The organism is Klebsiella sp. M5al, from assembly GCF_002090195.1.
Taxonomy (GTDB): Bacteria; Pseudomonadota; Gammaproteobacteria; order Enterobacterales; family Enterobacteriaceae; genus Klebsiella; species Klebsiella grimontii.
Genome location: NZ_CP020657.1, coordinates 4,093,646 through 4,115,110, shown reverse-complemented (window position 1 = coordinate 4,115,110; position 21,465 = coordinate 4,093,646). Strand labels below are relative to the sequence as shown.

Annotated in this window: 20 protein-coding genes; 14 read left to right on the top strand and 6 right to left on the bottom strand. The window is 55.5% G+C overall.

Going from position 1 to position 21,465, the window contains the following annotated elements; translation table 11 throughout:
* Nucleotides 1–7: 7 nt before the first annotated feature.
* On the top strand, nt 8–1,477 hold the full coding sequence (locus BWI76_RS19685; protein ID WP_004870384.1) for an amino acid permease: 1,470 nt from the start codon (nt 8–10) through the stop codon (nt 1,475–1,477).
* A gap of 303 nt (nt 1,478–1,780) precedes the next feature.
* Nucleotides 1,781–3,754, top strand: a complete 1,974-nt coding sequence (cirA, locus tag BWI76_RS19680; RefSeq protein ID WP_004870389.1) for a catecholate siderophore receptor CirA — start codon at nt 1,781–1,783, stop codon at nt 3,752–3,754.
* 237 nt (nt 3,755–3,991) lie between these two features.
* Here the strand turns inward: cirA and fghA are convergent, their stop codons facing one another.
* A complete protein-coding gene (gene fghA, locus BWI76_RS19670; protein WP_004870391.1) occupies nt 3,992–4,828 on the bottom strand; it encodes an S-formylglutathione hydrolase in 837 nt (278 codons plus the stop codon).
* 367 nt (nt 4,829–5,195) lie between these two features.
* Between fghA and folE the strand changes: the two genes are divergently transcribed.
* The 9 genes from folE (at nt 5,196) to BWI76_RS19620 (ending at nt 14,141) form a co-directional block, all read left to right on the top strand.
* Nucleotides 5,196–5,864 carry a GTP cyclohydrolase I FolE gene (gene folE / locus BWI76_RS19660; protein WP_004103895.1) on the top strand — a complete coding sequence of 223 codons (669 nt, stop codon included), beginning with the start codon at nt 5,196–5,198 and terminating at the stop codon, nt 5,862–5,864.
* Nucleotides 5,865–5,879: 15 nt separating this feature from the next.
* The gene (gene yeiB, locus BWI76_RS19655; protein ID WP_064371599.1) at nt 5,880–7,037 is read left to right on the top strand and encodes a DUF418 domain-containing protein YeiB; all 1,158 of its coding nucleotides are present in this window, start codon (nt 5,880–5,882) and stop codon (nt 7,035–7,037) included.
* 155 nt (nt 7,038–7,192) lie between these two features.
* On the top strand, nt 7,193–8,215 hold the full coding sequence (gene galS, locus BWI76_RS19650; protein WP_004870397.1) for an HTH-type transcriptional regulator GalS: 1,023 nt from the start codon (nt 7,193–7,195) through the stop codon (nt 8,213–8,215).
* A gap of 288 nt (nt 8,216–8,503) precedes the next feature.
* Entirely contained in the window at nt 8,504–9,502 is a 999-nt protein-coding gene (mglB, locus tag BWI76_RS19645; RefSeq protein WP_004852665.1) for a galactose/glucose ABC transporter substrate-binding protein MglB, read from the top strand.
* 118 nt (nt 9,503–9,620) lie between these two features.
* Nucleotides 9,621–11,141 carry a galactose/methyl galactoside ABC transporter ATP-binding protein MglA gene (gene mglA, locus BWI76_RS19640; protein ID WP_004870402.1) on the top strand — a complete coding sequence of 507 codons (1,521 nt, stop codon included), beginning with the start codon at nt 9,621–9,623 and terminating at the stop codon, nt 11,139–11,141.
* Between the two features lie 15 nt (nt 11,142–11,156).
* Nucleotides 11,157–12,167: a galactose/methyl galactoside ABC transporter permease MglC gene (mglC, locus tag BWI76_RS19635; RefSeq protein ID WP_004122861.1), complete on the top strand. Its 1,011-nt coding sequence runs from the start codon at nt 11,157–11,159 to the stop codon at nt 12,165–12,167.
* Between the two features lie 217 nt (nt 12,168–12,384).
* The gene (locus BWI76_RS19630) at nt 12,385–13,056 is read left to right on the top strand and encodes a CsgG/HfaB family protein (protein ID WP_004870404.1); all 672 of its coding nucleotides are present in this window, start codon (nt 12,385–12,387) and stop codon (nt 13,054–13,056) included.
* A gap of 72 nt (nt 13,057–13,128) precedes the next feature.
* The gene (locus BWI76_RS19625) at nt 13,129–13,485 is read left to right on the top strand and encodes a DUF4810 domain-containing protein (protein WP_004870406.1); all 357 of its coding nucleotides are present in this window, start codon (nt 13,129–13,131) and stop codon (nt 13,483–13,485) included.
* Complete coding sequence (locus BWI76_RS19620; protein ID WP_024359207.1) at nt 13,482–14,141, top strand: DUF799 domain-containing protein; 660 nt, start codon at nt 13,482–13,484, stop codon at nt 14,139–14,141. Before BWI76_RS19625 ends, BWI76_RS19620 begins: the two co-directional genes overlap by 4 nt.
* Before the next feature lie 82 nt (nt 14,142–14,223).
* Here BWI76_RS19620 and sanA read toward each other — a convergent pair whose 3' ends face one another.
* The 5 genes from sanA to BWI76_RS19595 all read right to left on the bottom strand — a co-directional run bounded on the left by sanA (nt 14,224) and on the right by BWI76_RS19595 (nt 18,206).
* Nucleotides 14,224–14,940, bottom strand: a complete 717-nt coding sequence (gene sanA / locus BWI76_RS19615) for an outer membrane permeability protein SanA (protein WP_004122854.1) — start codon at nt 14,938–14,940, stop codon at nt 14,224–14,226.
* Nucleotides 14,941–15,064: 124 nt separating this feature from the next.
* Nucleotides 15,065–15,949 carry a cytidine deaminase gene (gene cdd, locus BWI76_RS19610; RefSeq protein WP_004870408.1) on the bottom strand — a complete coding sequence of 295 codons (885 nt, stop codon included), beginning with the start codon at nt 15,947–15,949 and terminating at the stop codon, nt 15,065–15,067.
* A 127-nt stretch (nt 15,950–16,076) separates the two neighbouring features.
* Nucleotides 16,077–16,772, bottom strand: coding sequence for a CidB/LrgB family autolysis modulator (locus BWI76_RS19605; RefSeq protein WP_024359205.1), 696 nt, complete (start codon nt 16,770–16,772; stop codon nt 16,077–16,079).
* Complete coding sequence (locus BWI76_RS19600) at nt 16,769–17,167, bottom strand: CidA/LrgA family protein (RefSeq protein WP_004122849.1); 399 nt, start codon at nt 17,165–17,167, stop codon at nt 16,769–16,771. Before BWI76_RS19600 ends, BWI76_RS19605 begins: the two co-directional genes overlap by 4 nt.
* A 121-nt stretch (nt 17,168–17,288) precedes the next feature.
* On the bottom strand, nt 17,289–18,206 hold the full coding sequence (locus tag BWI76_RS19595; protein WP_004870410.1) for a LysR family transcriptional regulator: 918 nt from the start codon (nt 18,204–18,206) through the stop codon (nt 17,289–17,291).
* A 126-nt stretch (nt 18,207–18,332) separates the two neighbouring features.
* On the opposite strand from BWI76_RS19595, the gene BWI76_RS19590 reads away from it, so the two are divergent.
* The 3 genes from BWI76_RS19590 to BWI76_RS19580 are packed head-to-tail and all read left to right on the top strand — an operon-like array spanning nt 18,333 to nt 21,463.
* Complete coding sequence (locus BWI76_RS19590) at nt 18,333–19,691, top strand: MFS transporter (protein ID WP_004870412.1); 1,359 nt, start codon at nt 18,333–18,335, stop codon at nt 19,689–19,691.
* A gap of 11 nt (nt 19,692–19,702) precedes the next feature.
* On the top strand, nt 19,703–20,740 hold the full coding sequence (gtdA, locus tag BWI76_RS19585) for a gentisate 1,2-dioxygenase (RefSeq protein WP_004870415.1): 1,038 nt from the start codon (nt 19,703–19,705) through the stop codon (nt 20,738–20,740).
* Nucleotides 20,741–20,764: 24 nt separating this feature from the next.
* A complete protein-coding gene (locus tag BWI76_RS19580; RefSeq protein ID WP_004870417.1) occupies nt 20,765–21,463 on the top strand; it encodes a fumarylacetoacetate hydrolase family protein in 699 nt (232 codons plus the stop codon).
* The last annotated feature ends 2 nt before the right edge of the window (nt 21,464–21,465 follow it).

Below are 21,465 nucleotides of genomic sequence, written 5' to 3'. Positions count from 1 at the left end.
TTTTCACATGGTTTCGGATACTAAAACCACAGAAGCACCCGGTTTACGTCGTGAACTGAAGGCGCGCCACTTGACCATGATCGCGATTGGCGGTTCCATAGGTACAGGTCTTTTTGTTGCCTCTGGCGCAACAATTTCTCAGGCGGGCCCTGGCGGGGCCCTGCTCTCTTATATTCTCATCGGCCTGATGGTTTATTTCCTGATGACCAGCCTCGGCGAGCTGGCGGCGTTTATGCCGGTATCCGGCTCTTTTGCAACCTATGGGCAAAATTACGTTGAGGAAGGCTTTGGTTTCGCGCTGGGCTGGAACTACTGGTACAACTGGGCGGTAACCATCGCCGTTGACCTCGTTGCCGCTCAGCTGGTGATGACCTACTGGTTCCCCGATGCGCCCGGTTGGGTCTGGAGCGCGCTGTTCCTCGGCATCATGTTCCTGCTGAACTGGATCTCGGTAAAAGGCTTTGGCGAAGCGGAGTACTGGTTCTCGCTGATCAAAGTTGCCACCGTCATCATCTTTATTATTGTCGGCGTGATGATGATCTTCGGTATCTTTAAAGGCGCGCAGCCTGCGGGCTGGAGCAACTGGGTTATCGACGATGCGCCGTTTGCCGGCGGTTTTGCGGCAATGATTGGCGTAGCGATGATTGTCGGCTTCTCGTTCCAGGGAACCGAGCTTATCGGCATCGCGGCCGGCGAGTCGGAAAACCCGGAAAAGAATATTCCGCGCGCCGTACGGCAGGTGTTCTGGCGTATCCTGCTGTTCTATGTGTTCGCGATTCTGATTATCAGCCTGATCATTCCGTATACCGATCCGAGCCTGCTGCGTAACGACGTAAAAGATATTTCCGTTAGCCCGTTCACGCTGGTCTTCCAGCACGCGGGGCTGCTGTCGGCGGCGGCGATTATGAACGCGGTTATCCTGACCGCGGTGCTGTCGGCGGGTAACTCCGGGATGTACGCGTCCACCCGCATGCTCTACACCCTGGCCTGCGATGGCAAAGCGCCGCGTATTTTCTCTAAGCTGTCCAAAGGCGGCGTGCCGCGGAATGCGCTGTATGCCACCACGGTGATTGCAGGGCTGTGCTTCCTGAGCTCGATGTTCGGTAATCAGACCGTTTACCTGTGGCTGCTGAACACCTCCGGCATGACCGGCTTTATCGCCTGGCTGGGGATTGCCATCAGCCACTATCGCTTCCGTCGCGGCTACGTGCTGCAAGGGAACGATCTCAACGACCTGCCGTATCGTTCAGGCTTCTTCCCGCTGGGGCCGATCTTCGCTTTCGTGCTGTGCCTGATCATTACCCTGGGCCAGAACTACGAAGCGTTCCTCAAAGATACCATCGACTGGGGCGGCGTGGCGGCAACCTATATCGGTATTCCGCTATTCCTGGTTATCTGGTTTGGTTACAAGCTGGCGAAAGGGACGCGTTTTGTACGCTACAGCGAAATGAAGTTCCCGGAGCGCTTTAAAGGCTAAACCGCGCTGGCGCAGTCAGATAAAACCCTCTCACGCAGAGGGTTTTTTTATGCCCCCAGCCCTTACAAATTGACACATTTCTCCACAATTTTATTGATAATTGTAATCATTATCTTTATCATTTCCATCAAATTCAGGATGAAGCCAATCCCCATATCTTGCAGAGGGTCAGACTGACAAGGGGTGACCAGCCACATCTACTGTAAAAAATTGCGTGCATACGCCGTTAGAGCGCTATGCCGACAGTACCTGTGAGCAGGACCTTTTTTGTTTGTTTTGTTGTACACCTCATGGAGATATGGAATGTTCAGGCTAAACCCTTTTGTCCGGGCCGGATTATGCGCGTCCGTCGTATCCCTGGCGTTTCCGGCGCTCGCCGACGTTAACGAAGAAACGCTGGTCGTCACCGCGGCGGCAACTGAACAGAGCGTCAAAGATGCGCCCGCCAGTATTAGCGTTATCACCCAGCAGGATCTGCAGCGTAGACCGGTACAAAACCTGAAGGATGTCCTGCGGGAAGTGCCGGGCGTGCAGCTCACCAACGAAGGGGATAACCGCAAAGGGGTGAGCATTCGCGGCCTCAGCAGCGGCTATACGCTGATCCTCGTTGACGGTAAACGCGTTAACTCGCGCAACGCCGTTTTTCGCCACAACGATTTTGACCTTAACTGGATCCCGGTTGATGCCATTGAGCGTATCGAAGTCGTGCGCGGGCCGATGTCCTCACTCTATGGTTCCGACGCCCTCGGCGGCGTGGTGAATATCATCACCAAAAAAGTCGGCCAGCAGTGGACCGGCACCCTCAGCGCGGACACCACCATTCAGGAACATCGCGATCGCGGCGATACGTACAACGGTCAGTTCTTTACCAGCGGCCCGCTGATTGACGGCGTGCTGGGGATGAAGGCCTACGGTAGCCTGGCAAAGCGCGCCAAGGACGATCAGCAGGCTTCCAGCAACGCAGCGGGCGAAACGCCGCGTATTGAAGGTTTCACCAGCCGCGACGGCAACGTCGAATTCGCCTGGACGCCAACCGATAATCAGGACATGACCGCAGGCTACGGGTTTGATCGCCAGGATCGGGATTCCGACTCGCTTGATCGCAACCGCCTCGAGCGCCAGAACTACTCCCTGAGCCACAACGGCCGCTGGGATGTCGGCAATAGCGAGCTGAAATTCTACGGCGAGAAAGTGGATAATAAAAATCCGGGTCAGGCCGGGACCATCACTTCTGAGAGTAACTCGGTGGACGGCAAATACGTTCTGCCGTTGGGAATGATTAACCAGCTGCTGACCTTCGGCGGCGAATGGCGTCACGATAAGCTGAAAGACCCGGTCAATCTGAGCAGCGGCAGTCAATCCACCTCCGCCAGCCAGTACGCGCTGTTCCTTGAAGATGAATGGCGGATCATCGAACCTCTGGCCTTGACCACCGGCATTCGCATGGACGATCACCAGACCTATGGCGATCACTGGAGCCCGCGCGCTTATCTGGTGTATAACGCCACCGATACCGTGACCGTGAAGGGCGGCTGGGCGACGGCATTTAAAGCGCCATCCCTGCTGCAGCTGAACCCGGACTGGACCACCAACTCCTGCCGCGGCTCGTGCAGCATTATCGGTAACCCGGATCTGAAACCGGAAACCAGCGAAAGCTTCGAGCTGGGCCTTTACTACCGCGGCGAAGAAGGCTGGCTTGAAGGCGTGGAAGGAAGCGTCACCACCTTCCAGAACAACGTTGACGATATGATTGATATCCTGCGTACCTCCAGCGCCAGCGAAGCGCCGGGCTACCCGAACTTTGTCGGCTGGAAAACGGTGAACGGGAAACGCGTGCCGATCTTCCGCTACTTCAACGTCAATAAAGCGCGTATCAAAGGGGTAGAAACGGAATTGAAGGTGCCGTTCGGCGACGAATGGAAGCTGACGGTTAATTACACCTATAACGATGGCCGTGACCTGAGCAACGGCGGCGATAAACCGCTGCAAACGCTGCCGTTCCATACCGCTAACGGTACCCTCGACTGGAAACCGCTGGACGACTGGTCCTTCTACGTCACCGCCAACTATACCGGCGAACAGCGATCGGTCAGCGCGACGGGCAAAACGCCCGGCGGCTACACCATGTTTGATATCGGCGCGGCCTGGAACGTTACCAAAAATGTCAAGCTGCGCTCCGGGGTGCTTAACGTCGGCGATAAGGATCTGAGCCGCGACGACTATAGCTATACAGAAGAAGGTCGCCGCTACTTTATGGCCGTCGATTACCGCTTCTAACCGGGCAATAAAAGAGGGCTGGCGGGGAAACCTGCCAGCCCTCTTCTTTCTGCCTCAGCACAACGGTAAAACTCAATCCTGCCTTGAGACGAAAGCCTCAAGCGCCGCCAAAAATCATACCCCCGATGACGGAAAATACACTATCTCGCTGTATGTATTAGTTTTTATGACTATTTGTTGGTGAGGTATTTTGCGTATCAATGCGCCGGGAAGGGGCTTCACGACGCATTGAGATGATCAGGCGAGGAGGTACCGGGCGTGGAAGCGCAGGTGGTCCTCAATAAATGAGGCGATAAAGTAGTAGCTGTGATCGTAACCGGGCTGAATGCGCAGGGTTAACGGCCAGCTTTTCTGACGCGCGGTTTCCGCCAGTACCGCCGGCTGCAGCTGCTCGGCAAGAAATGCATCGCTGTCACCCTGATCAATCAGGGTTGGAATCGCGTCAGATTCGCTGCTGGCCTGCATTAACGCGCAGCTGTCCCAGGCCTGCCAGGCCGCTTCATCCGCTCCCAGATAGGCGGTAAACGCTTTTTGACCCCAGGGAACCTGGGTCGGGTTAACGATAGGCGCGAACGCGGAAACGCTGACGAAGCGGCCCGGATTCTTCAGCGCCATCACCAGCGCGCCGTGGCCGCCCATGGAGTGTCCGCTGATGGCGCAGCGACCGCTGAGAGTAAACTCGCGGGCAATCAGCTGCGGCAGCTCGTCGCGAAGGTAATCGTACATGCGGAAATGCGCGGACCACGGCGCCTGGGTGGCATTGAGGTAAAAGCCCGCGCCTTTACCCAGATCGTAAGCGCTATCGTCGGCAACATTATCACCGCGCGGGCTGGTGTCCGGCATCACCAGCGCAATGCCCAGTTCGGCGGCGACGCGCTGAGCGCCCGCTTTGGTAGTGAAGTTTTCATCATTGCAGGTCAGGCCGGAGAGCCAGTAGAGAACCGGCGGCGGCGCGTCCGCGTTGGCGGGCGGTAAAAAGATGCTGAAGGTCATTGCGCAGTTCAGCGTTGCGGAGTCGTGCCGCCAGCGTTGCTGCCGACCTTCAAAACAGCGGTGCTCTTCGAGCAGTTCCATGCAGGGCTCCTTAAATGTCTCAGACGTAATTTTCCATAATACAGATATTTCATGGCCTCGTGAGTAACTTTCACTTCCTCCTTTTCGGAACGTATTGCATCATTAATGCAACTTTTAACCAACATGCTGACGTTGTCGTAGCGCTGGAATCGCGCTATCGGCCGGCGATTGGGTTGGTTGCGGCAAGGTGAGCAGGGCGTTGCGTGACGCATCGTAGTGCGCTGGTCTGGCGGCGTGGAACGAGAGGTGACGCCAATTTCAACAATTATCGATGCGGCTACTGGATTCTGTGCGTCACCTCACGCACAATGAATACAAACTTTGCCCTCAGAAGAGCAAAGAGCGCCACACCTGCAGGAGAACAAAAATGTCATCACTGAGTAAAGAAGCCATACTCGTTCATGAAGCGCTGGTCGCTCGTGGGCTGGAGACGCCGCTGCGTCCGCCAGTACAAGAAATTGATAATGAAACTCGCAAGCGTCTGATCGCCGGACACATGACCGAGATTATGCAGCTGTTAAACCTTGATCTAAGTGATGACAGCCTGATGGAGACTCCGCATCGCATCGCCAAAATGTACGTCGATGAGATTTTCTCCGGCCTGGACTACGCCCGGTTCCCTAAAATCACCGTCATCGAAAATAAGATGCAGGTTGATGAAATGGTGACCGTGCGCGATATCACCCTGACCAGCACCTGCGAACACCATTTCGTCACGATCGACGGCAAAGCGACGGTGGCCTATATCCCGAAAGATTCGGTGATTGGCCTGTCGAAAATTAACCGCATCGTGCAGTTCTTCTCCCAGCGCCCTCAGGTGCAGGAGCGACTGACGCAGCAGATCCTAACCGCGCTGCAAACGCTGCTGGGAACCAGCAACGTCGCGGTTTCCATCGATGCGGTACACTACTGCGTGAAAGCGCGCGGCATTCGCGATGCGACCAGCGCCACCACCACCACGTCGTTGGGCGGCCTGTTTAAATCCAGCCAGAATACCCGCCAGGAGTTCCTGCGCGCCGTACGTCACCACAACTAAAACGGAGCAGGGTACATGGAGAGAAATGTCACGCTGGACTTTGTCCGCGGCGTCGCCATCCTCGGTATCCTGCTACTGAATATCAGCGCCTTCGGTTTACCGAAGGCTGCTTACCTCAACCCCGCGTGGTCCGGGAACATTTCCGCCAGCGACGCCTGGACCTGGGCGATTCTCGATCTGCTGGCGCAGGTCAAATTCCTGACCCTCTTCGCCCTGCTGTTTGGCGCCGGACTTCAGCTGCTGCTGCCGCGCGGCAAGCGCTGGATCCAGTCGCGCCTGACGCTGCTGGCGCTGCTTGGCTTTGTTCACGGTCTGTTTTTCTGGGACGGCGATATTCTGCTGGCCTATGCGCTGGTAGGGCTGGTGGGCTGGCGAATGGTGCGCGACGCCCACGATGTCAAATCGCTGTTTAATACCGGCGTGGTGCTATACATCATCGGCGTGGCGGTCCTGCTATTGCTGGGATTGATTTCCGGCAATGCGCCCAATCGTTCGTGGCTGCCGGACGCGGCAAATTTGCAGTACGAGCAGTACTGGAAGCTAAAAGGCGGCTTTGAGGCGGTAAGCAATTGCGCAGATATGTTGTCGGATAATCTGCTGGCGCTGGGCGCGCAGTACGGCTGGCAGCTGGCCGGTATGATGCTGATGGGCGCCGCGCTGATGCGCAGCGGCTGGCTCAAAGGGCAGTTCAGCCTTCGCCACTACCGGCGTACCGGCGGGCTGTTGATTGCCGCCGGAATGGCGGTCAATTTGCCCTCTATCGTCGCCCAGTGGCATCTCGGCTGGGACTATCGCTGGTGCGCATTTTTGCTACAGGCGCCGCGCGAGCTGAGCGCGCCGCTGCAAACCATCGGCTACGCGGCGCTGGCCTGGGGCTTCTGGCCGCAGCTGTGTAAGTTTCGTCTGGTAGGGGCGATTGCCTGCGTCGGGCGTATGGCGCTGACCAACTATCTGCTGCAGACTCTGATTTGCACCACCCTGTTTTACCGCTTCGGCCTGTTTATGAAATATGACCGCTTACAGCTGTTAGCCTTCGTGCCGCCCGTATGGGCGGTCAATCTCCTCTTCTCGTGGTTTTGGCTACGTCATTTCCGTCAAGGCCCCGTTGAGTGGCTATGGCGTCAATTAACCCTGCGTGCATCGGGGACATCATTAAAAGATACATCCAGATAACGATCTGGATCACAATCATTAACAAAATGGATGTAACCGTTTCCATCCCTGTGACCTCACTCACGTAGCGTGCGGCACGTCGCTGCCAGAATAGCCTCCTTGCTGAACACAGGAGGTGAGTGTGACGTACTGCAATGCTCTACAGGTCGGTGAGTATGATCACCATTCGTGATGTCGCCCGCCAGGCGGGTGTTTCCGTCGCGACGGTTTCGCGCGTGCTGAATAACAGCGCGCTGGTGAGCCCGGATACGCGAGAAGCGGTAATGAAGGCGGTGTCGCTGCTGGGCTATCGGCCGAACGCCAACGCGCAGGCGCTGGCGACGCAGGTCAGCGATACCATCGGCGTGGTGGTGATGGACGTGTCGGACGCCTTTTTTGGCGCGCTGGTGAAAGCGGTTGATACCGTCGCCCAGCAGCATCATAAATATGTGCTTATCGGCAATAGCTATCATGAAGCGGAAAAAGAGCGCAACGCCATCGAGGTGCTTATTCGCCAGCGCTGTTCGGCGCTGATCGTCCACTCTAAAGCGCTGAGCGACGCGGAGCTGGGGGATTTTATGGAGCATATGCCGGGAATGGTGCTGATTAACCGCATCGTGCCGGGGTACGCCCACCGCTGCGTTGGGCTGGATAACGTCAGCGGCGCGCTGATGGCGACCCGCATGCTGCTCAATCATGGCCACCAGCGCATCGGCTATCTCTCTTCCAATCACGGTATCGAAGATGATGATTTACGGCGGGAAGGGTGGTTCAGAGCGTTACATGAGCACGGCATTGTCGCTCCCGAAAGCTGGGTGGGTTCCGGGTCGCCTGATATGCAGGGCGGCGAGGCGGCGATGGTCGAGCTGCTGGGGCGCAACCTCGGTCTGACCGCGGTCTTCGCCTATAACGACAGCATGGCGGCCGGCGCGCTCACGACGCTTAAAGATAACGGCATTGCCGTACCGCAGCATCTTTCGCTGATCGGTTTTGATGATATCCCCATTTCCCGTTACACCGATCCGCAGCTGACGACGGTGCGCTACCCGATTATGTCGATGGCGAAACTGGCGACCGAGCTGGCGCTACAGGGGGCGGCGGGGAAGCTGGATCGTGAGGCCAGCCACTGTTTTATGCCGACGCTGGTGCGCCGACATTCGGTGGCGCAGAGGCAAATTGTGGGGCCGATCACTAACTAATTATCTGCCTGATGTAACCGCTTTCAATATGTGAGTGATTTCACAGTTTGTTAACATTAAGCTGACTATGATTGCTGCGTTTACAAGTCTGAACATACTATGTCACGGTGATTAATCACTTTTACAGCAGTAATCGGCGTTAAACGATGAATAAAGCCGTTTTTCAGGAGCGTTACCCTACACGGAAGACAGAATTACAGTCGTGAATGTCGCTGTGCAGTAACATTAATGTAACGCTCGCCAGCCATTTTCACACCAAAGACCCTGCATAATAAAACCGGAGATTCCATGAATAAGAAGGTGTTAACCCTGTCTGCTGTAATGGCCAGCATGTTATTCGGCGCCGCGGCGCACGCAGCAGATACGCGTATCGGCGTGACGATTTATAAATACGACGACAACTTTATGTCGGTGGTGCGCAAGGCAATTGAGAAAGACGGCAAATCGGCGCCGGATGTTCAGCTGCTCATGAATGACTCGCAAAACGACCAGTCCAAGCAGAACGATCAGATTGACGTCCTGTTGGCAAAAGGCGTGAAGGCGCTGGCGATTAACCTGGTTGACCCGGCGGCGGCGGGGACGGTCATCGATAAAGCCCGTGGCCAGAACGTACCGGTGGTGTTCTTTAACAAAGAGCCATCCCGTAAGGCGCTGGATAGCTACGATAAAGCGTACTATGTCGGTACCGATTCAAAAGAGTCCGGCGTGATTCAGGGTGACCTGATTGCCAAACACTGGAAAGCGAACCCGAACTGGGATCTGAATAAAGACGGCCAGATTCAGTTTGTCCTGCTGAAAGGCGAACCGGGTCATCCGGATGCGGAAGCGCGTACCACCTACGTGATTAAAGAGCTGAACGACAAGGGCTTCAAAACCCAGCAGCTGGCCTTAGACACTGCCATGTGGGACACCGCACAGGCGAAAGATAAGATGGATGCCTGGCTGTCTGGCCCGAACGCCAACAAAATTGAAGTCGTGATCGCCAACAACGATGCAATGGCCATGGGCGCGGTAGAAGCGCTGAAGGCCCACAATAAGAGCAGCATCCCGGTGTTCGGCGTCGATGCGTTGCCGGAAGCGTTAGCGTTGGTTAAATCCGGCGCTATGGCGGGTACCGTGCTGAACGATGCCAACAACCAGGCGAAAGCCACCTTCGATCTGGCGAAAAATCTCGCCGATGGGAAAGAACCGGCTGCCGGCACTAACTGGAAAATTGAAAATAAGATTGTCCGCGTACCGTACGTGGGCGTTGATAAAGACAATCTGAGCGAATTTATCGGTAAGTAATAGCTTAATAAGCTGCGGGCGTGCGCGCTGTACGCCCGATTATTCCTGATACAGAACCCGTCCCTGTTCGTCGTTAATTCGTCGGCAGGGGTATGCACGCACGCAGCCAGGTATAACTATGGTCAGCAATAATAGCGAACGGTCAGGCGAATATTTGTTGGAAATGACCAACATCAACAAATCGTTTCCTGGCGTCAAGGCTCTCGATAATGTGAACCTCAAGGTTCGTCCCCACTCTATTCATGCCTTAATGGGGGAGAACGGCGCGGGCAAATCAACATTATTAAAATGCCTATTTGGGATCTATCAAAAAGATTCCGGCAGTATTCTTTTTCAGGGACAAGAGATCGATTTCCATTCGGCTAAAGAAGCCCTGGAAAACGGTATTTCAATGGTTCATCAGGAATTAAACCTGGTCTTACAGCGTTCGGTGATGGATAACATGTGGCTGGGACGTTATCCCACCAAAGGCGTGTTTGTCGATCAGGACAAAATGTATCGTGATACCAAAGCGATTTTCGATGAGCTGGATATTGATATCGACCCGCGCGCTCGCGTCGGTACGCTATCGGTATCGCAAATGCAGATGATTGAAATTGCGAAGGCATTTTCCTATAACGCCAAAATTGTCATTATGGATGAGCCGACCTCTTCGTTAACTGAAAAAGAGGTCAATCATCTGTTTAAAATTATCCGCAAGCTGAAAGAGCGCGGCTGCGGCATTGTCTATATTTCCCACAAAATGGAAGAGATCTTCCAGCTGTGCGATGAAATTACTATCCTGCGCGACGGCCAGTGGATCGCCACCCAGCCGCTGGAAGGGCTGGATATGGATAAGATCATCGCGATGATGGTAGGCCGCTCCCTCAATCAGCGCTTCCCGAACAAGGAAAATAAGCCGGGCGAGGTGATTCTTGAGGTGCGCAATTTAACCTCGCTGCGCCAGCCGTCGATTCGCGATATCTCTTTCGATCTGCACAAAGGCGAAATTCTGGGGATTGCCGGGCTGGTCGGAGCGAAACGTACCGATATCGTCGAGACGTTATTCGGCATTCGCGAGAAGGCCGGCGGGACGATCAGGCTGCACGGTAAGAAGATTAACAACCATAGCGCCAATGAAGCCATCAACCACGGCTTTGCGCTGGTGACCGAAGAGCGCCGCTCGACGGGAATTTATGCCTACCTGGATATCGGTTTTAACTCGCTGATCTCCAATATTAAAAAATACAAGAATAAGGTCGGATTGCTGGATAATTCACGCATGAAAAGCGATACCCAATGGGTGATTGATTCGATGCGCGTGAAAACCCCGGGGCAGCACACGCAAATTGGTTCGTTGTCCGGTGGCAACCAGCAGAAAGTTATTATCGGTCGCTGGCTATTAACCCAGCCGGAAATACTGATGCTCGATGAACCCACGCGTGGGATTGACGTTGGGGCGAAGTTCGAAATTTACCAGCTGATCGCCGAGCTGGCAAAAAAAGACAAAGGGATCATTATTATTTCCTCCGAGATGCCGGAGCTACTGGGTATTACTGACCGTATTCTGGTAATGAGCAATGGTCTCGTTGCCGGAATTGTTGAGACTAAAACCACCACGCAAAACGAAATTCTCCGTCTTGCGTCGTTGCACCTTTAAGATCAGGGGCTCCTCATGAGTGCGTTAAATAAAAAGAGTTTTCTCACCTATTTGAAAGAAGGTGGGATTTACGTGGTTCTTTTAGTATTACTGGCTATTATTATTTTCCAGGATCCGACTTTCTTAAGCTTGCTGAACTTAAGTAATATTCTGACCCAGTCTTCGGTGCGTATTATTATCGCGCTCGGCGTGGCCGGGCTGATTGTCACTCAGGGTACCGACCTTTCAGCCGGACGTCAGGTCGGCCTCGCGGCGGTTATCGCCGCCACCATGCTGCAGGCGGTGGACAACGCCAATAAGGTCTTCCCGGAAATGGCCACGATGCCGATTCCGCTGGTTATCCTGCTGGTGTGCGCGATCGGCGCGGTGATTGGCCTTATCAACGGCATTATCATTGCTTACCTGAACGTGACGCCGTTTATCACCACCCTCGGCACGATGATCATCGTTTACGGTATCAACTCCCTGTATTACGACTTTGTGGGCGCGTCGCCGATCTCCGGCTTCGATAGCCACTTCTCGCAGTTTGCCCAGGGGTTTGTGGCGCTGGGTTCATTCCGCCTGTCGTATATCACCTTCTATGCACTGATTGCCGTGTTCTTCGTATGGATCCTGTGGAACAAGACCCGCTTTGGCAAAAACATTTTTGCTATCGGCGGCAACCCGGAAGCGGCGAAGGTTTCCGGCGTCAACGTCGCTCTGAACCTGCTGATGATTTATGCGCTCTCCGGCGTGTTCTACGCCTTCGGCGGCCTGCTGGAAGCCGGACGCATCGGTTCGGCGACCAACAACCTTGGCTTTATGTATGAACTGGATGCGATTGCCGCCTGCGTGGTCGGCGGCGTATCGTTCAGCGGCGGGGTCGGCACCGTGTTCGGCGTGGTGACCGGGGTGATTATCTTCACCGTCATCAACTACGGTCTGACCTATATCGGCGTGAACCCGTACTGGCAGTACATTATCAAAGGGGCGATTATTATCTTCGCTGTAGCATTGGATTCGCTGAAGTACGCGCGGAAGAAGTAAGTTTCTCTCTCGGAAAAAGCTGCCTGCGGGCAGCTTTTTTTATTTGCGCGGGACGGGATCACGAAAATTAATATTGCGGTGCCAATAGCCGTTGGTTTTTTCATATCTGGAATACGTTACTATTTTTGGCAAAATGTAAACATGTGTTTATGTATTTTTCCGCAAACTAAGGATATTATGCTCATTTGCTGTTTTGATAATGGAAAGGAACCCTCGAATGTTAAAGAAAATGATAGCTGTGATAGGCTTCGGAAGCCTCGTATTATTAAGCGGTTGTGCAAAAGAATCATCCCGCTCACTCGAAGTCGCTAAGGTGACGACCTGGAATACGCCTTACCACGGCGCTCGCAGCCCAATTTCAGTGGGTAAGTTTGATAACCGCTCCAGCTATATGAATGGCGTATTCTCTGATGGCGTCGATCGTTTGGGTAATCAGTCAAAAACAATTCTCATAACACATTTGCAACAAACCGGGCGATTCAATGTTCTCGATCGGAGTAATATGGCCGAGTTGCAGAATGAAGCCAGTATAAAAGGGACCCGCCAGACGCTGAAGGGCGCTGACTACGTGGTGACGGGGGACGTGACCGAATTTGGGCGCAAGGAAGTCGGCGACCATCAATTATTTGGCATCCTGGGAAGAGGGAAGAGCCAAATTGCCTATGCCAAAGTGAATCTTAATATCGTGAATGTCCAGACATCCGAAGTCGTTTTTTCGTCGCAGGGTGCCGGGGAATTTGAGCTTTCTAACCGCGAAGTGATCGGATTCGGCGGTACCGCCAGCTATGACTCCACGCTAAACGGAAAAGTGTTGGATCTCGCTATCCGCGAAGCCGTAAATAATCTGGTTGCAGGTATCGAAAGCGGTGCGTGGACACCGGCTAAATAATCGTTCTGATTTCGACATTTCCCGTGTACGTACGGTGAAATGTCGCTTTAAATCATAATATGGATGTTAAAAATGAATATTATCCGTTCTGTTTTAATTCTGCTCGCCGTGGCGGTGATAAGCGGTTGTGCGACAAGCCCTAAACCCCTCTATAGCTGGAATGAATATCAGCCTGTGGTTTATGAGTATTACGCGCTGGATATGGGGCCACAAGAGCAAATCGAAACATTAAAAAAAGATATTGAAAAAGCGCGGGCGCAGGCGCTTCCTGTTCCTCCGGGACTGCATGCGCATCTTGGGATGTTATATATCGATACCGGTCATCCGGAGCTGGCAAAAACAGAATTTGAACAGGAGAAACGGCTGTTTCCTGAATCCAGCCAGTTTATGGATTTTCTGTTGAAGAAAATGCAGGGAGGCAAAGCATGAAAAAGTTATATGTAATATGCGCGGGTTTATTACTGACCCTACTGTTGAGCGGTTGCGCGCCGAAAAAATCCTATGACTACACGGCATTCAGGCAGAGTAAACCGAAGAGTATTCTGGTCCTGCTGCCGAAAAACGAATCACCGGACGTTAAAGCGGGCTATGGGGTCCTTTCGCAGGTCACGCTGCCGCTTGCCGAGGCGGGATATTATGTTTTCCCTGTTGCCGTCGTTGATAACACCTTTAAACAAAATGGCGTCGTGAATGGTGAAGAAATGCACGGTGTCAGCCATCAAAAGCTAAGAGAAATTTTTGGCGCTGACGCTGTGCTCTATCTTAAGGTCACGGAATATGGGACATCGTATCAGGTTATCAACAGCGATACCCGCGTCGCCGTTTCCGGTGAGCTGGTGGATATTCGTAACGGAAAACTATTATGGAAAGGCAGCGCGGTGGCTTCCAGCAGCGAAAGTGACGGTAGCGGCGGTTCGCTTTTAGGCATGCTTATCCAGGCGGCCGTTGACCAGATAGTCAACACCATGACCGACAGAAGCTATAAGGTCGCGGGTATTGCCGATGCGCGACTGCTCACGCCTGCCGCGCCAGCAGGGATGCTGTACGGCCCTCGCTCTCCTAAATACGGTAAAGATTTGCAATAGCGTCCTCAATAGATGGCCGATGCGCGCCTTTGCATCGGCCATTTATTGCTTATCATGAACCCCTCTTTGCCAGATAACGAGGCTACTTCTCTTTTTTCTGCAGCTCCAGCAGCTGCTGGGGCGTGACCGCCGGATAGGACTGCGCGCCGTCGGGAACTTCCTGCTGCGCGGGGATGGGGATCAGCGGGCCTAAAAAGCGCGGCTCGCGTTTAAAAATATAGAGATCCGCCAGCGCGCCGAAGCGGGCGCCGAACTCGCGCAGGCGAACGCTCCACATATCCTTTGGCGATGGTACCGCGTAGCACTGCGCCTGAATCCCCATATGCAGGGCAATAAACAGCGCCCGCTCGCAGTGGAAGCGTTGGGTAATGATAATAAAATCGTTCGTATCGAAGACCTTACGGGTGCGAACAATCGAATCGAGCGTACGAAAACCCGCATAGTCCAGCACGATATCCGCCGGATCGACGCCGGCTTTAATCAAATCGCGGCGCATGGTCATCGGCTCGTTATAGCTTTGCAGCGCGTTATCGCCGCTGAGCAGCAGATAGTTCACCTTGCCGCTGTTGTAGGCGTTCAGCGCGCCCTGAATCCGGTAACGATAATATTGGTTGATAACCCCGGTACGGTAGTACTTAGCGGTACCGAGCACGACGCCGACCTGGCGATAGGGCAGGTCCTGCAGCTCGTCGTAAATATAGGGAGAGGTTTTCCAGCTCATCCAGCGGTCAAGACCCAGCACGGTTAACAGCAGCAAGCCGAACAGGACTAACAGGCTGTATAACACACGCTTTAACATGAACCTGGCTCAATAGTGGATGAGGGAAGCTTCAGGCTACTTTACCCGTCGGGCAAGCGCAAGAAACCGTCGTTTAATTGCGGGGATTTTCAACAGTGCGGGCCGTTTGGCCCGCAGAATGTGACTAACCTAACAGTACGCGATCGATATTATGGCAGCCCAGCGCCTTCAGCGTCGCCGCGGTGGCGTCCCACTGGATAAGCGCTGCATCGGCCTTTTCGGCCAGAATTGCGCGCTGGATATCCGGGTAATCGTATCCGTTGAGGCTCAGCAGATTCAGCGCGCCCTGCAGCGGAGGCAGCGTCGGGTTAAAGGCGGCGTTCTCGGCATAGCTGCCGGTGAAAAGGGTGCCGTCTTTCAGCTCCAGCGCTACGCCGGAGGGCGAATTGCTGTAAGGCGTATGGCAACGGTTGGCCGCCTGAATCGCCGCCTGAGCCAGCGCGTCGCCGCTGAGCGGGAAGCCGTGGTCCTGCTCGTCCATCAGCAGGGTTTTAATGTCCAGATCTTTCGGGCCGAAAGCGTCCGGCAAATAGTGCTGCAGCGAATGCGCCTCGCGACCGGGGAGGTGGATGCGCAGCGCCAGGCCGCTGTTCAGCTCGTTCATAAACTGTCGGCAGTGGCCGCAGGGAGTATAGTTAACGGTAATCGCCCGCAGGGATTTTTCGCCGCGCAGCCAGGCATGGCTGATGGCGCTTTGTTCGGCGTGCACGGTTTGCTGCATAGTGGCGCCGAGAAATTCCATATTGCCGCCGAAGTACCAGGTACCGCTGATGCCGCGGGCAATCGCGCCGACGTTAAAATGGGAAAGATCGGCCCGCGCGCAGGCCGCCGCCAGCGGCAGCAAAGCAAAGGCCAGCGCGTCTTCATCCAGTCCCGTTGCGCTTTGCAGCGCCGCAACCTGGTCTGCATTCAGCAGGGCCGGGAAATGCCGATCGGTCAGCATCGGGGCGATGGCCGCTTGCAGGTCCGCCGCCAGTTGGGGAAGAGCAGCTTGAAAACGTGGGTGCATGGCGTTGCCTCATAACAATGTAATGGAAATCTAGTGTACGGGGGGTGACAGCCTGTATATGTGATAAACATCTCATTGTCACTGCAACTAATTCGTGTTGCATTTAAAAATGTGATTAAAATCACATTTATCCAACCACCGCTAAAATAAGCGGAAATAAGAACGGCGCGACCAGCGAGGTAATTATCCCGCAAAGCACCAGCGCCAGCGAGCTGAACGCCCCTTCCTGATAGTCGAGCTCAGCGCAACGGGCGGTCCCCAGGGCGTGGGATGCGGTCCCCATCGACAGGCCGCGCGAGGCCTTGGTGCGGATGCGCATCACATTCAGCAGGGTGTGACCAAAGACCGCGCCGAGAATGCCGACGAAAATCACGCACACCGCGCTGATCGCCGGAATCCCGCCAATGCTGCTGCTCACCGCCATGGCAATCGGCGTCGTCACCGATTTCGGCAAAATAGAGGCGGCAATCTGCGGGGTTGCGCCCATCAACAGGGCAACGGTGGTACCGGTGACCATCGCCACCACGCTGCCGATAAAGCAGATGGTGATGATTGACTTCCAGCGGGCGCGGATTTGGTGCAACTGCTCATACAAAGGAAAGGCCAACGCCACCACCGCCGGCTGCAGCAGATCGTTAAGAATTTTGCTGCCGAGGAAATAGCGCTCGTAGGAGATGCCGGTTATCAGCAGAAAAGGAATGAGCACCACCATCGCCACCAGCAGCGGGTTAAGCAGCGGAAATTTAAACCGCGCCGCCAGCCTGCGGGCAAGGAAAAAGACGACAAGAGTGAGCGGCAGCGACCACCAGATTTCATGGATCATTCTTCACTTCCTTTTTGTCCAACCACTTTGCGCTCACCGTGAACCAGGTGTGAACTCCAGCTGACCACTAAAAAGACCACCAGCGTGCTTATCGCGCAGGACACCACCACCGGGCCAAACTGCGCGCGCAGTAAATCCCAGTACTGCATGACGCCGACGCCGATAGGCACAAACAGCAGCGCCATATAGCGAATCAGGATGTTGCAGCCGGGGTTAACCCACTGTGGCGGCATGATCTGCAGCGCCAGCAGAAAAAACAGAATCAGCATGCCAATAATGCTGCCGGGAATGGCGATCGGCAGGAGCGAAGAGAGAAAAATGCCCGCATACAAGCAGGCGTAGATGAGCACGAAAGCGCGCAGATACTGCCAGACAATAATCAGTGATTTACTCATGGTAATAACCCTTGATGAACCGCATTCATCATACAATTAAAGCCAAAAATGTGCTACCGATCACATCATGAATTCTACGCATACCTGCAATAGAGAGGGGGAACAGCAAAACGGACGGCTATCAGAGCGTAGATTGCAGCGACAGGCAGTGCAGAAACCGGCTCAGCGCCAGCGAGGGCGTTTCACTTTTTCGCCAGAACACCCCAACGCTACCTTTTTGTTCAATGCGCGGCAAATTAAGAATCGCCAGCTGGTGCTGGGCGGCGTAGCGCTGCGCCAGACGCAAGGAGAGAATTGAGACCATATCGCTGCTCTGCAGCAGGTTGCTGGTGACGTTCATCGAGGCGGACTCAATGGTGTTTTCCGGCAGCATCACGCCGTTATCCACCAGCGCGTTGTCGATGCTCAGGCGAATTGGCGTGCCGGTGGGCCAGACGATCCAGCGCCAGGGGGAGAGATCGGCCCAGCTTAACCGCGATTTTTGGGCCAGCGGGTGATCGGGACGGGCGACAAAGCAGACCGGTTCGGTGTAGAGCACCCGGTAGCTCAGCGGCAGCTCCAGCGCCCGTCCGCCGACGCGTCCGACAACCACATCCACCACGCCGGCGAGCAGATCGTTAAGCAGCGGCGTCATGACCTTCTCTTCGATATTCAGGTGCAGGGTCGGCATCTCTTTGAGCAGTTCGAGGATCGCCTGCGAGACGCAGTCGGTCGCCACCGGCGAACAGCCAATCATCAGGCTGCCCACCTGTCCGCCCTGCTTAAAACGCTCGATCTCATACTGCGAACGCGACATATCGTTAATCAGCCGCTGGGCGTGCTGAAGCAGCAGCTTCCCGCCTTCGGTCGGGCGCAGGCCTTTGCTATGGCGTTCGAACAAAACCATGCCGACTTCGTCTTCAAACTGGCTGAGCCATTTGGAGAGCGCGGGCTGAGTAATGTTCATCATTTTCGCCACCTGCGTGAGATTGCCTTGCTCCCCCAGCGCCACCAGCATCTGTAAATGGTGCAGCTTCACTTTCTGCGTCCAGTCCGCCATTAGCGATAACCTCCAGGTTATGTCTATGCCCGAAATACCATTGTACATTTCATTGCCTGAGTTACAAACTCGCAACATAAAAGAAATAAATACAACACCTACCCCTACCTGCACTGAGGCATAACGATGACTCAACGACTTGAATTACAGAAGCTGCTCAACGCCGCGCCGGTCGGCGCCCGACAGTGGCGCGTGATTATCTGCTGTTTCCTGGTGGTGATGCTCGATGGCTTTGATACCGCCGCGATTGGTTTTATCGCGCCGGATATCCGCAGCCACTGGCAGCTCACCGCCGGCGACCTCGCGCCGTTATTTGGCGCGGGATTGCTGGGCCTGACCGCCGGGGCGCTGCTCTGCGGCCCGCTCTCCGACCGCTTTGGCCGCAAACGGGTGATTGAGTTTTGCGTCGCCCTGTTCGGCCTGTTCAGCCTGCTTTCCGCGTTTGCCCCCGATCTGCAAATGCTGGTGTTCCTGCGTTTTCTGACCGGCCTCGGCCTCGGCGGCGCAATGCCTAATACCATCACCATGACCTCGGAATATTTGCCTGCCCGGCGGCGCGGGGCGCTGGTAACCCTGATGTTTTGCGGGTTCACCCTCGGTTCCGCCTTCGGCGGCGTGGTCAGCGCACAGCTGGTGCCGCTGATCGGCTGGCACGGCATTCTGGTGCTCGGCGGCGTTTTACCGTTGATACTGGCGGTGGCGCTGGTGCCTCTGCTTCCCGAGTCTCCGCGCTGGCAGATCCGTCGCCAGCTGCCGCAGGCGACGATCGCCAGAACCGTCGGCGCCATTACCGGCGAGCGCTATAACGACACGCATTTCTGGCTTGATGAACCTGCCGCAGGGGCGAAGGGCAGTATCAGCCAGCTGTTCGCCGGGCGTCAGTTGGCCATCACCTTAATGCTATGGGTGGTGTTCTTTATGAGCCTGCTGATTATCTATCTGCTCTCCAGCTGGATGCCGACGTTGCTAAACCATCGGGGCATTGATTTACAGCACGCTTCGTGGGTCACCGCCGCCTTCCAGATTGGCGGCACCTTTGGCGCGCTGCTGCTCGGCGTGCTGATGGATCGCTTCAATCCCTATCGGGTGCTGGCGCTGAGCTACGGCCTCGGGGCGGTGTGTATCGTCATGATTGGCCTGAGCGAGAACGGCCTGTGGCTGATGGCGCTGGCGATTTTCGGCACCGGCATCGGCATCAGCGGCTCGCAGGTGGGGCTGAATGCGCTAACCGCAACGCTGTATCCCACGCAAAGCCGCGCGACTGGCGTGAGCTGGTCAAACGCGGTTGGCCGCTGCGGGGCCATCGTTGGCTCCCTTTCCGGCGGTGTGATGATGGCGATGAATTTCTCATTCGATACCCTGTTTTTTGTTATCGCCGTCCCGGCCGTTGTGAGCGCCGTGATGCTTATCCTGCTGACGCTTGCCGTCCGCAACCCGACTTCTGTACCCGCCGCGCTGCCTTCCGCAGGCATTGTGAATAAATAAGGAGAACGCTTATGTCCCAGTCCACCACGGAAGCAAATAACGGCCGTCAGCAGTTTTACCAGCATATTTCCGGGCAAAACCTGACGCCGCTTTGGGAATCGCTGCACCATCTGGTGCCGAAAACGCCGAACGCCACCTGCGCGCCGGCTTACTGGAATTATCAGGAGATTCGCCCGCTGCTGCTGGAAAGCGGCAAGCTGATTGGCGCGAAAGAGGCGATACGCCGCGTGCTGGTGCTGGAAAACCCGGCGCTGCGCGGGCAGTCGTCGATTACCTCCTCGCTGTACGCGGGTTTGCAGCTGATTATGCCCGGCGAAGTGGCGCCGAGCCATCGGCACAACCAGTCGGCGCTGCGCTTTGTCGTGGAAGGCGAAGGGGCGTTTACCGCCGTTGACGGCGAACGGACCGCCATGCGCGCCGGCGACTTTATTCTGACGCCGCAGTGGCGCTGGCACGATCACGGCAACCCCGGCAACGAACCGGTTATCTGGCTCGACGGCCTCGATCTGCCGCTGGTGAACTATCTGGGCTGCGGCTTCGCGGAGGACTATCCGCAAGATCAGCAGCCGGTGACCCGCAAAGAGGGGGATTATCTGCCGCGCTACGCCGCCAACATGCTGCCGCTGCGCCATCAGTCCGGTAACTCTTCGCCCATCTTTAACTATCGCTACGACCGCAGCCGCGAAGCGCTGCACGATCTGACGCGGATGGGCGATGCCGACGAGTGGGATGGCTATAAGATGCGCTACGTCAACCCGGTCACCGGCGGCTACCCGATGCCGTCGATGGGCGCCTTCCTGCAGCTGTTACCGAAAGGGTTTACCTCGCGAGCGGCGAAAACCACCGACAGTACCGTCTATCACGTGGTGGAAGGCAGCGGCCAGGTCACCATTGGCGAACAGACCTTCGCTTTTCAGGCAAAAGATATCTTCGTGGTGCCGACCTGGCACGCCGTCTCTTTTATCTCCGCCGAAGATAGCGTGTTATTCAGCTTTTCGGACCGTCCCGTGCAGGAAGCGCTCGGCCTGTTCCGCGAAGCGCGTTATTAAAAATTAAGAATAAGGAATCGAATCATGACTCAATACGTTTTTGCACCCCAGGCTCCGATTAGCGTTCCGGTTGTCGGCAGCGATGAGCAGTTCCCGGTGCGCCGCGTTTACTGCGTGGGCCGCAACTACGCCGCTCACGCGCGTGAAATGGGCTTTGACCCGGATCGCGAACCGCCGTTCTTCTTCTGCAAGCCTGCCGATGCGGTGGTGCCCGTCGCCGCGGGAGAAACGCTGAACCTGCCGTATCCGACGCAAACCGATAACTATCACTACGAAATTGAGCTGGTGGTGGCGATTGGCAAGCGGGGAAGCGATATCCCGCTGGAGCAGGCCCATGAGTATATCTGGGGCTATGCCACGGGGCTGGATATGACCCGCCGCGATCGCCAGATGGAGATGCGCCAGATGGGCCGTCCGTGGGAGATTGGTAAAGCTTTTGACCTTTCCGCGCCGATTGCGCCGCTGCATAAAGCGGATACGGCGGACGTGAGCCAGGCCGGAATCTGGCTGCAGGTAAACGGGGAAGATCATCAGCGCAGCGATATTCGCCACCTGATCTGGTCGGTTAACGAAACCATCAGCTATCTTTCCGGTTTCTTTGAGCTGCAGCCCGGCGATCTGATTTTCACCGGCACGCCGGAAGGCGTCGGCGCGGTGGTGAAAGGCGATGTCATCACCGGCAACGTCGATGGACTGACGCCAATCGCCGTGCGCGTGGTGTGAGG

Bases quoted from the DNA above. Each gene is read 5' to 3' on its own strand.
- BWI76_RS19685 (WP_004870384.1), top strand. From the start codon at position 8: ATGGTTTCGGATACTAAAACCACAGAAGCACCCGGTTTACGTCGTGAA.
- cirA (WP_004870389.1), top strand. From the start codon at position 1,781: ATGTTCAGGCTAAACCCTTTTGTCCGGGCCGGATTATGCGCGTCCGTC.
- fghA (WP_004870391.1), bottom strand. From the start codon at position 4,828: ATGGAACTGCTCGAAGAGCACCGCTGTTTTGAAGGTCGGCAGCAACGC.
- folE (WP_004103895.1), top strand. From the start codon at position 5,196: ATGTCATCACTGAGTAAAGAAGCCATACTCGTTCATGAAGCGCTGGTC.
- yeiB (WP_064371599.1), top strand. From the start codon at position 5,880: ATGGAGAGAAATGTCACGCTGGACTTTGTCCGCGGCGTCGCCATCCTC.
- galS (WP_004870397.1), top strand. From the start codon at position 7,193: ATGATCACCATTCGTGATGTCGCCCGCCAGGCGGGTGTTTCCGTCGCG.
- mglB (WP_004852665.1), top strand. From the start codon at position 8,504: ATGAATAAGAAGGTGTTAACCCTGTCTGCTGTAATGGCCAGCATGTTA.
- mglA (WP_004870402.1), top strand. From the start codon at position 9,621: ATGGTCAGCAATAATAGCGAACGGTCAGGCGAATATTTGTTGGAAATG.
- mglC (WP_004122861.1), top strand. From the start codon at position 11,157: ATGAGTGCGTTAAATAAAAAGAGTTTTCTCACCTATTTGAAAGAAGGT.
- BWI76_RS19630 (WP_004870404.1), top strand. From the start codon at position 12,385: ATGTTAAAGAAAATGATAGCTGTGATAGGCTTCGGAAGCCTCGTATTA.
- BWI76_RS19625 (WP_004870406.1), top strand. From the start codon at position 13,129: ATGAATATTATCCGTTCTGTTTTAATTCTGCTCGCCGTGGCGGTGATA.
- BWI76_RS19620 (WP_024359207.1), top strand. From the start codon at position 13,482: ATGAAAAAGTTATATGTAATATGCGCGGGTTTATTACTGACCCTACTG.
- sanA (WP_004122854.1), bottom strand. From the start codon at position 14,940: ATGTTAAAGCGTGTGTTATACAGCCTGTTAGTCCTGTTCGGCTTGCTG.
- cdd (WP_004870408.1), bottom strand. From the start codon at position 15,949: ATGCACCCACGTTTTCAAGCTGCTCTTCCCCAACTGGCGGCGGACCTG.
- BWI76_RS19605 (WP_024359205.1), bottom strand. From the start codon at position 16,772: ATGATCCATGAAATCTGGTGGTCGCTGCCGCTCACTCTTGTCGTCTTT.
- BWI76_RS19600 (WP_004122849.1), bottom strand. From the start codon at position 17,167: ATGAGTAAATCACTGATTATTGTCTGGCAGTATCTGCGCGCTTTCGTG.
- BWI76_RS19595 (WP_004870410.1), bottom strand. From the start codon at position 18,206: ATGGCGGACTGGACGCAGAAAGTGAAGCTGCACCATTTACAGATGCTG.
- BWI76_RS19590 (WP_004870412.1), top strand. From the start codon at position 18,333: ATGACTCAACGACTTGAATTACAGAAGCTGCTCAACGCCGCGCCGGTC.
- gtdA (WP_004870415.1), top strand. From the start codon at position 19,703: ATGTCCCAGTCCACCACGGAAGCAAATAACGGCCGTCAGCAGTTTTAC.
- BWI76_RS19580 (WP_004870417.1), top strand. From the start codon at position 20,765: ATGACTCAATACGTTTTTGCACCCCAGGCTCCGATTAGCGTTCCGGTT.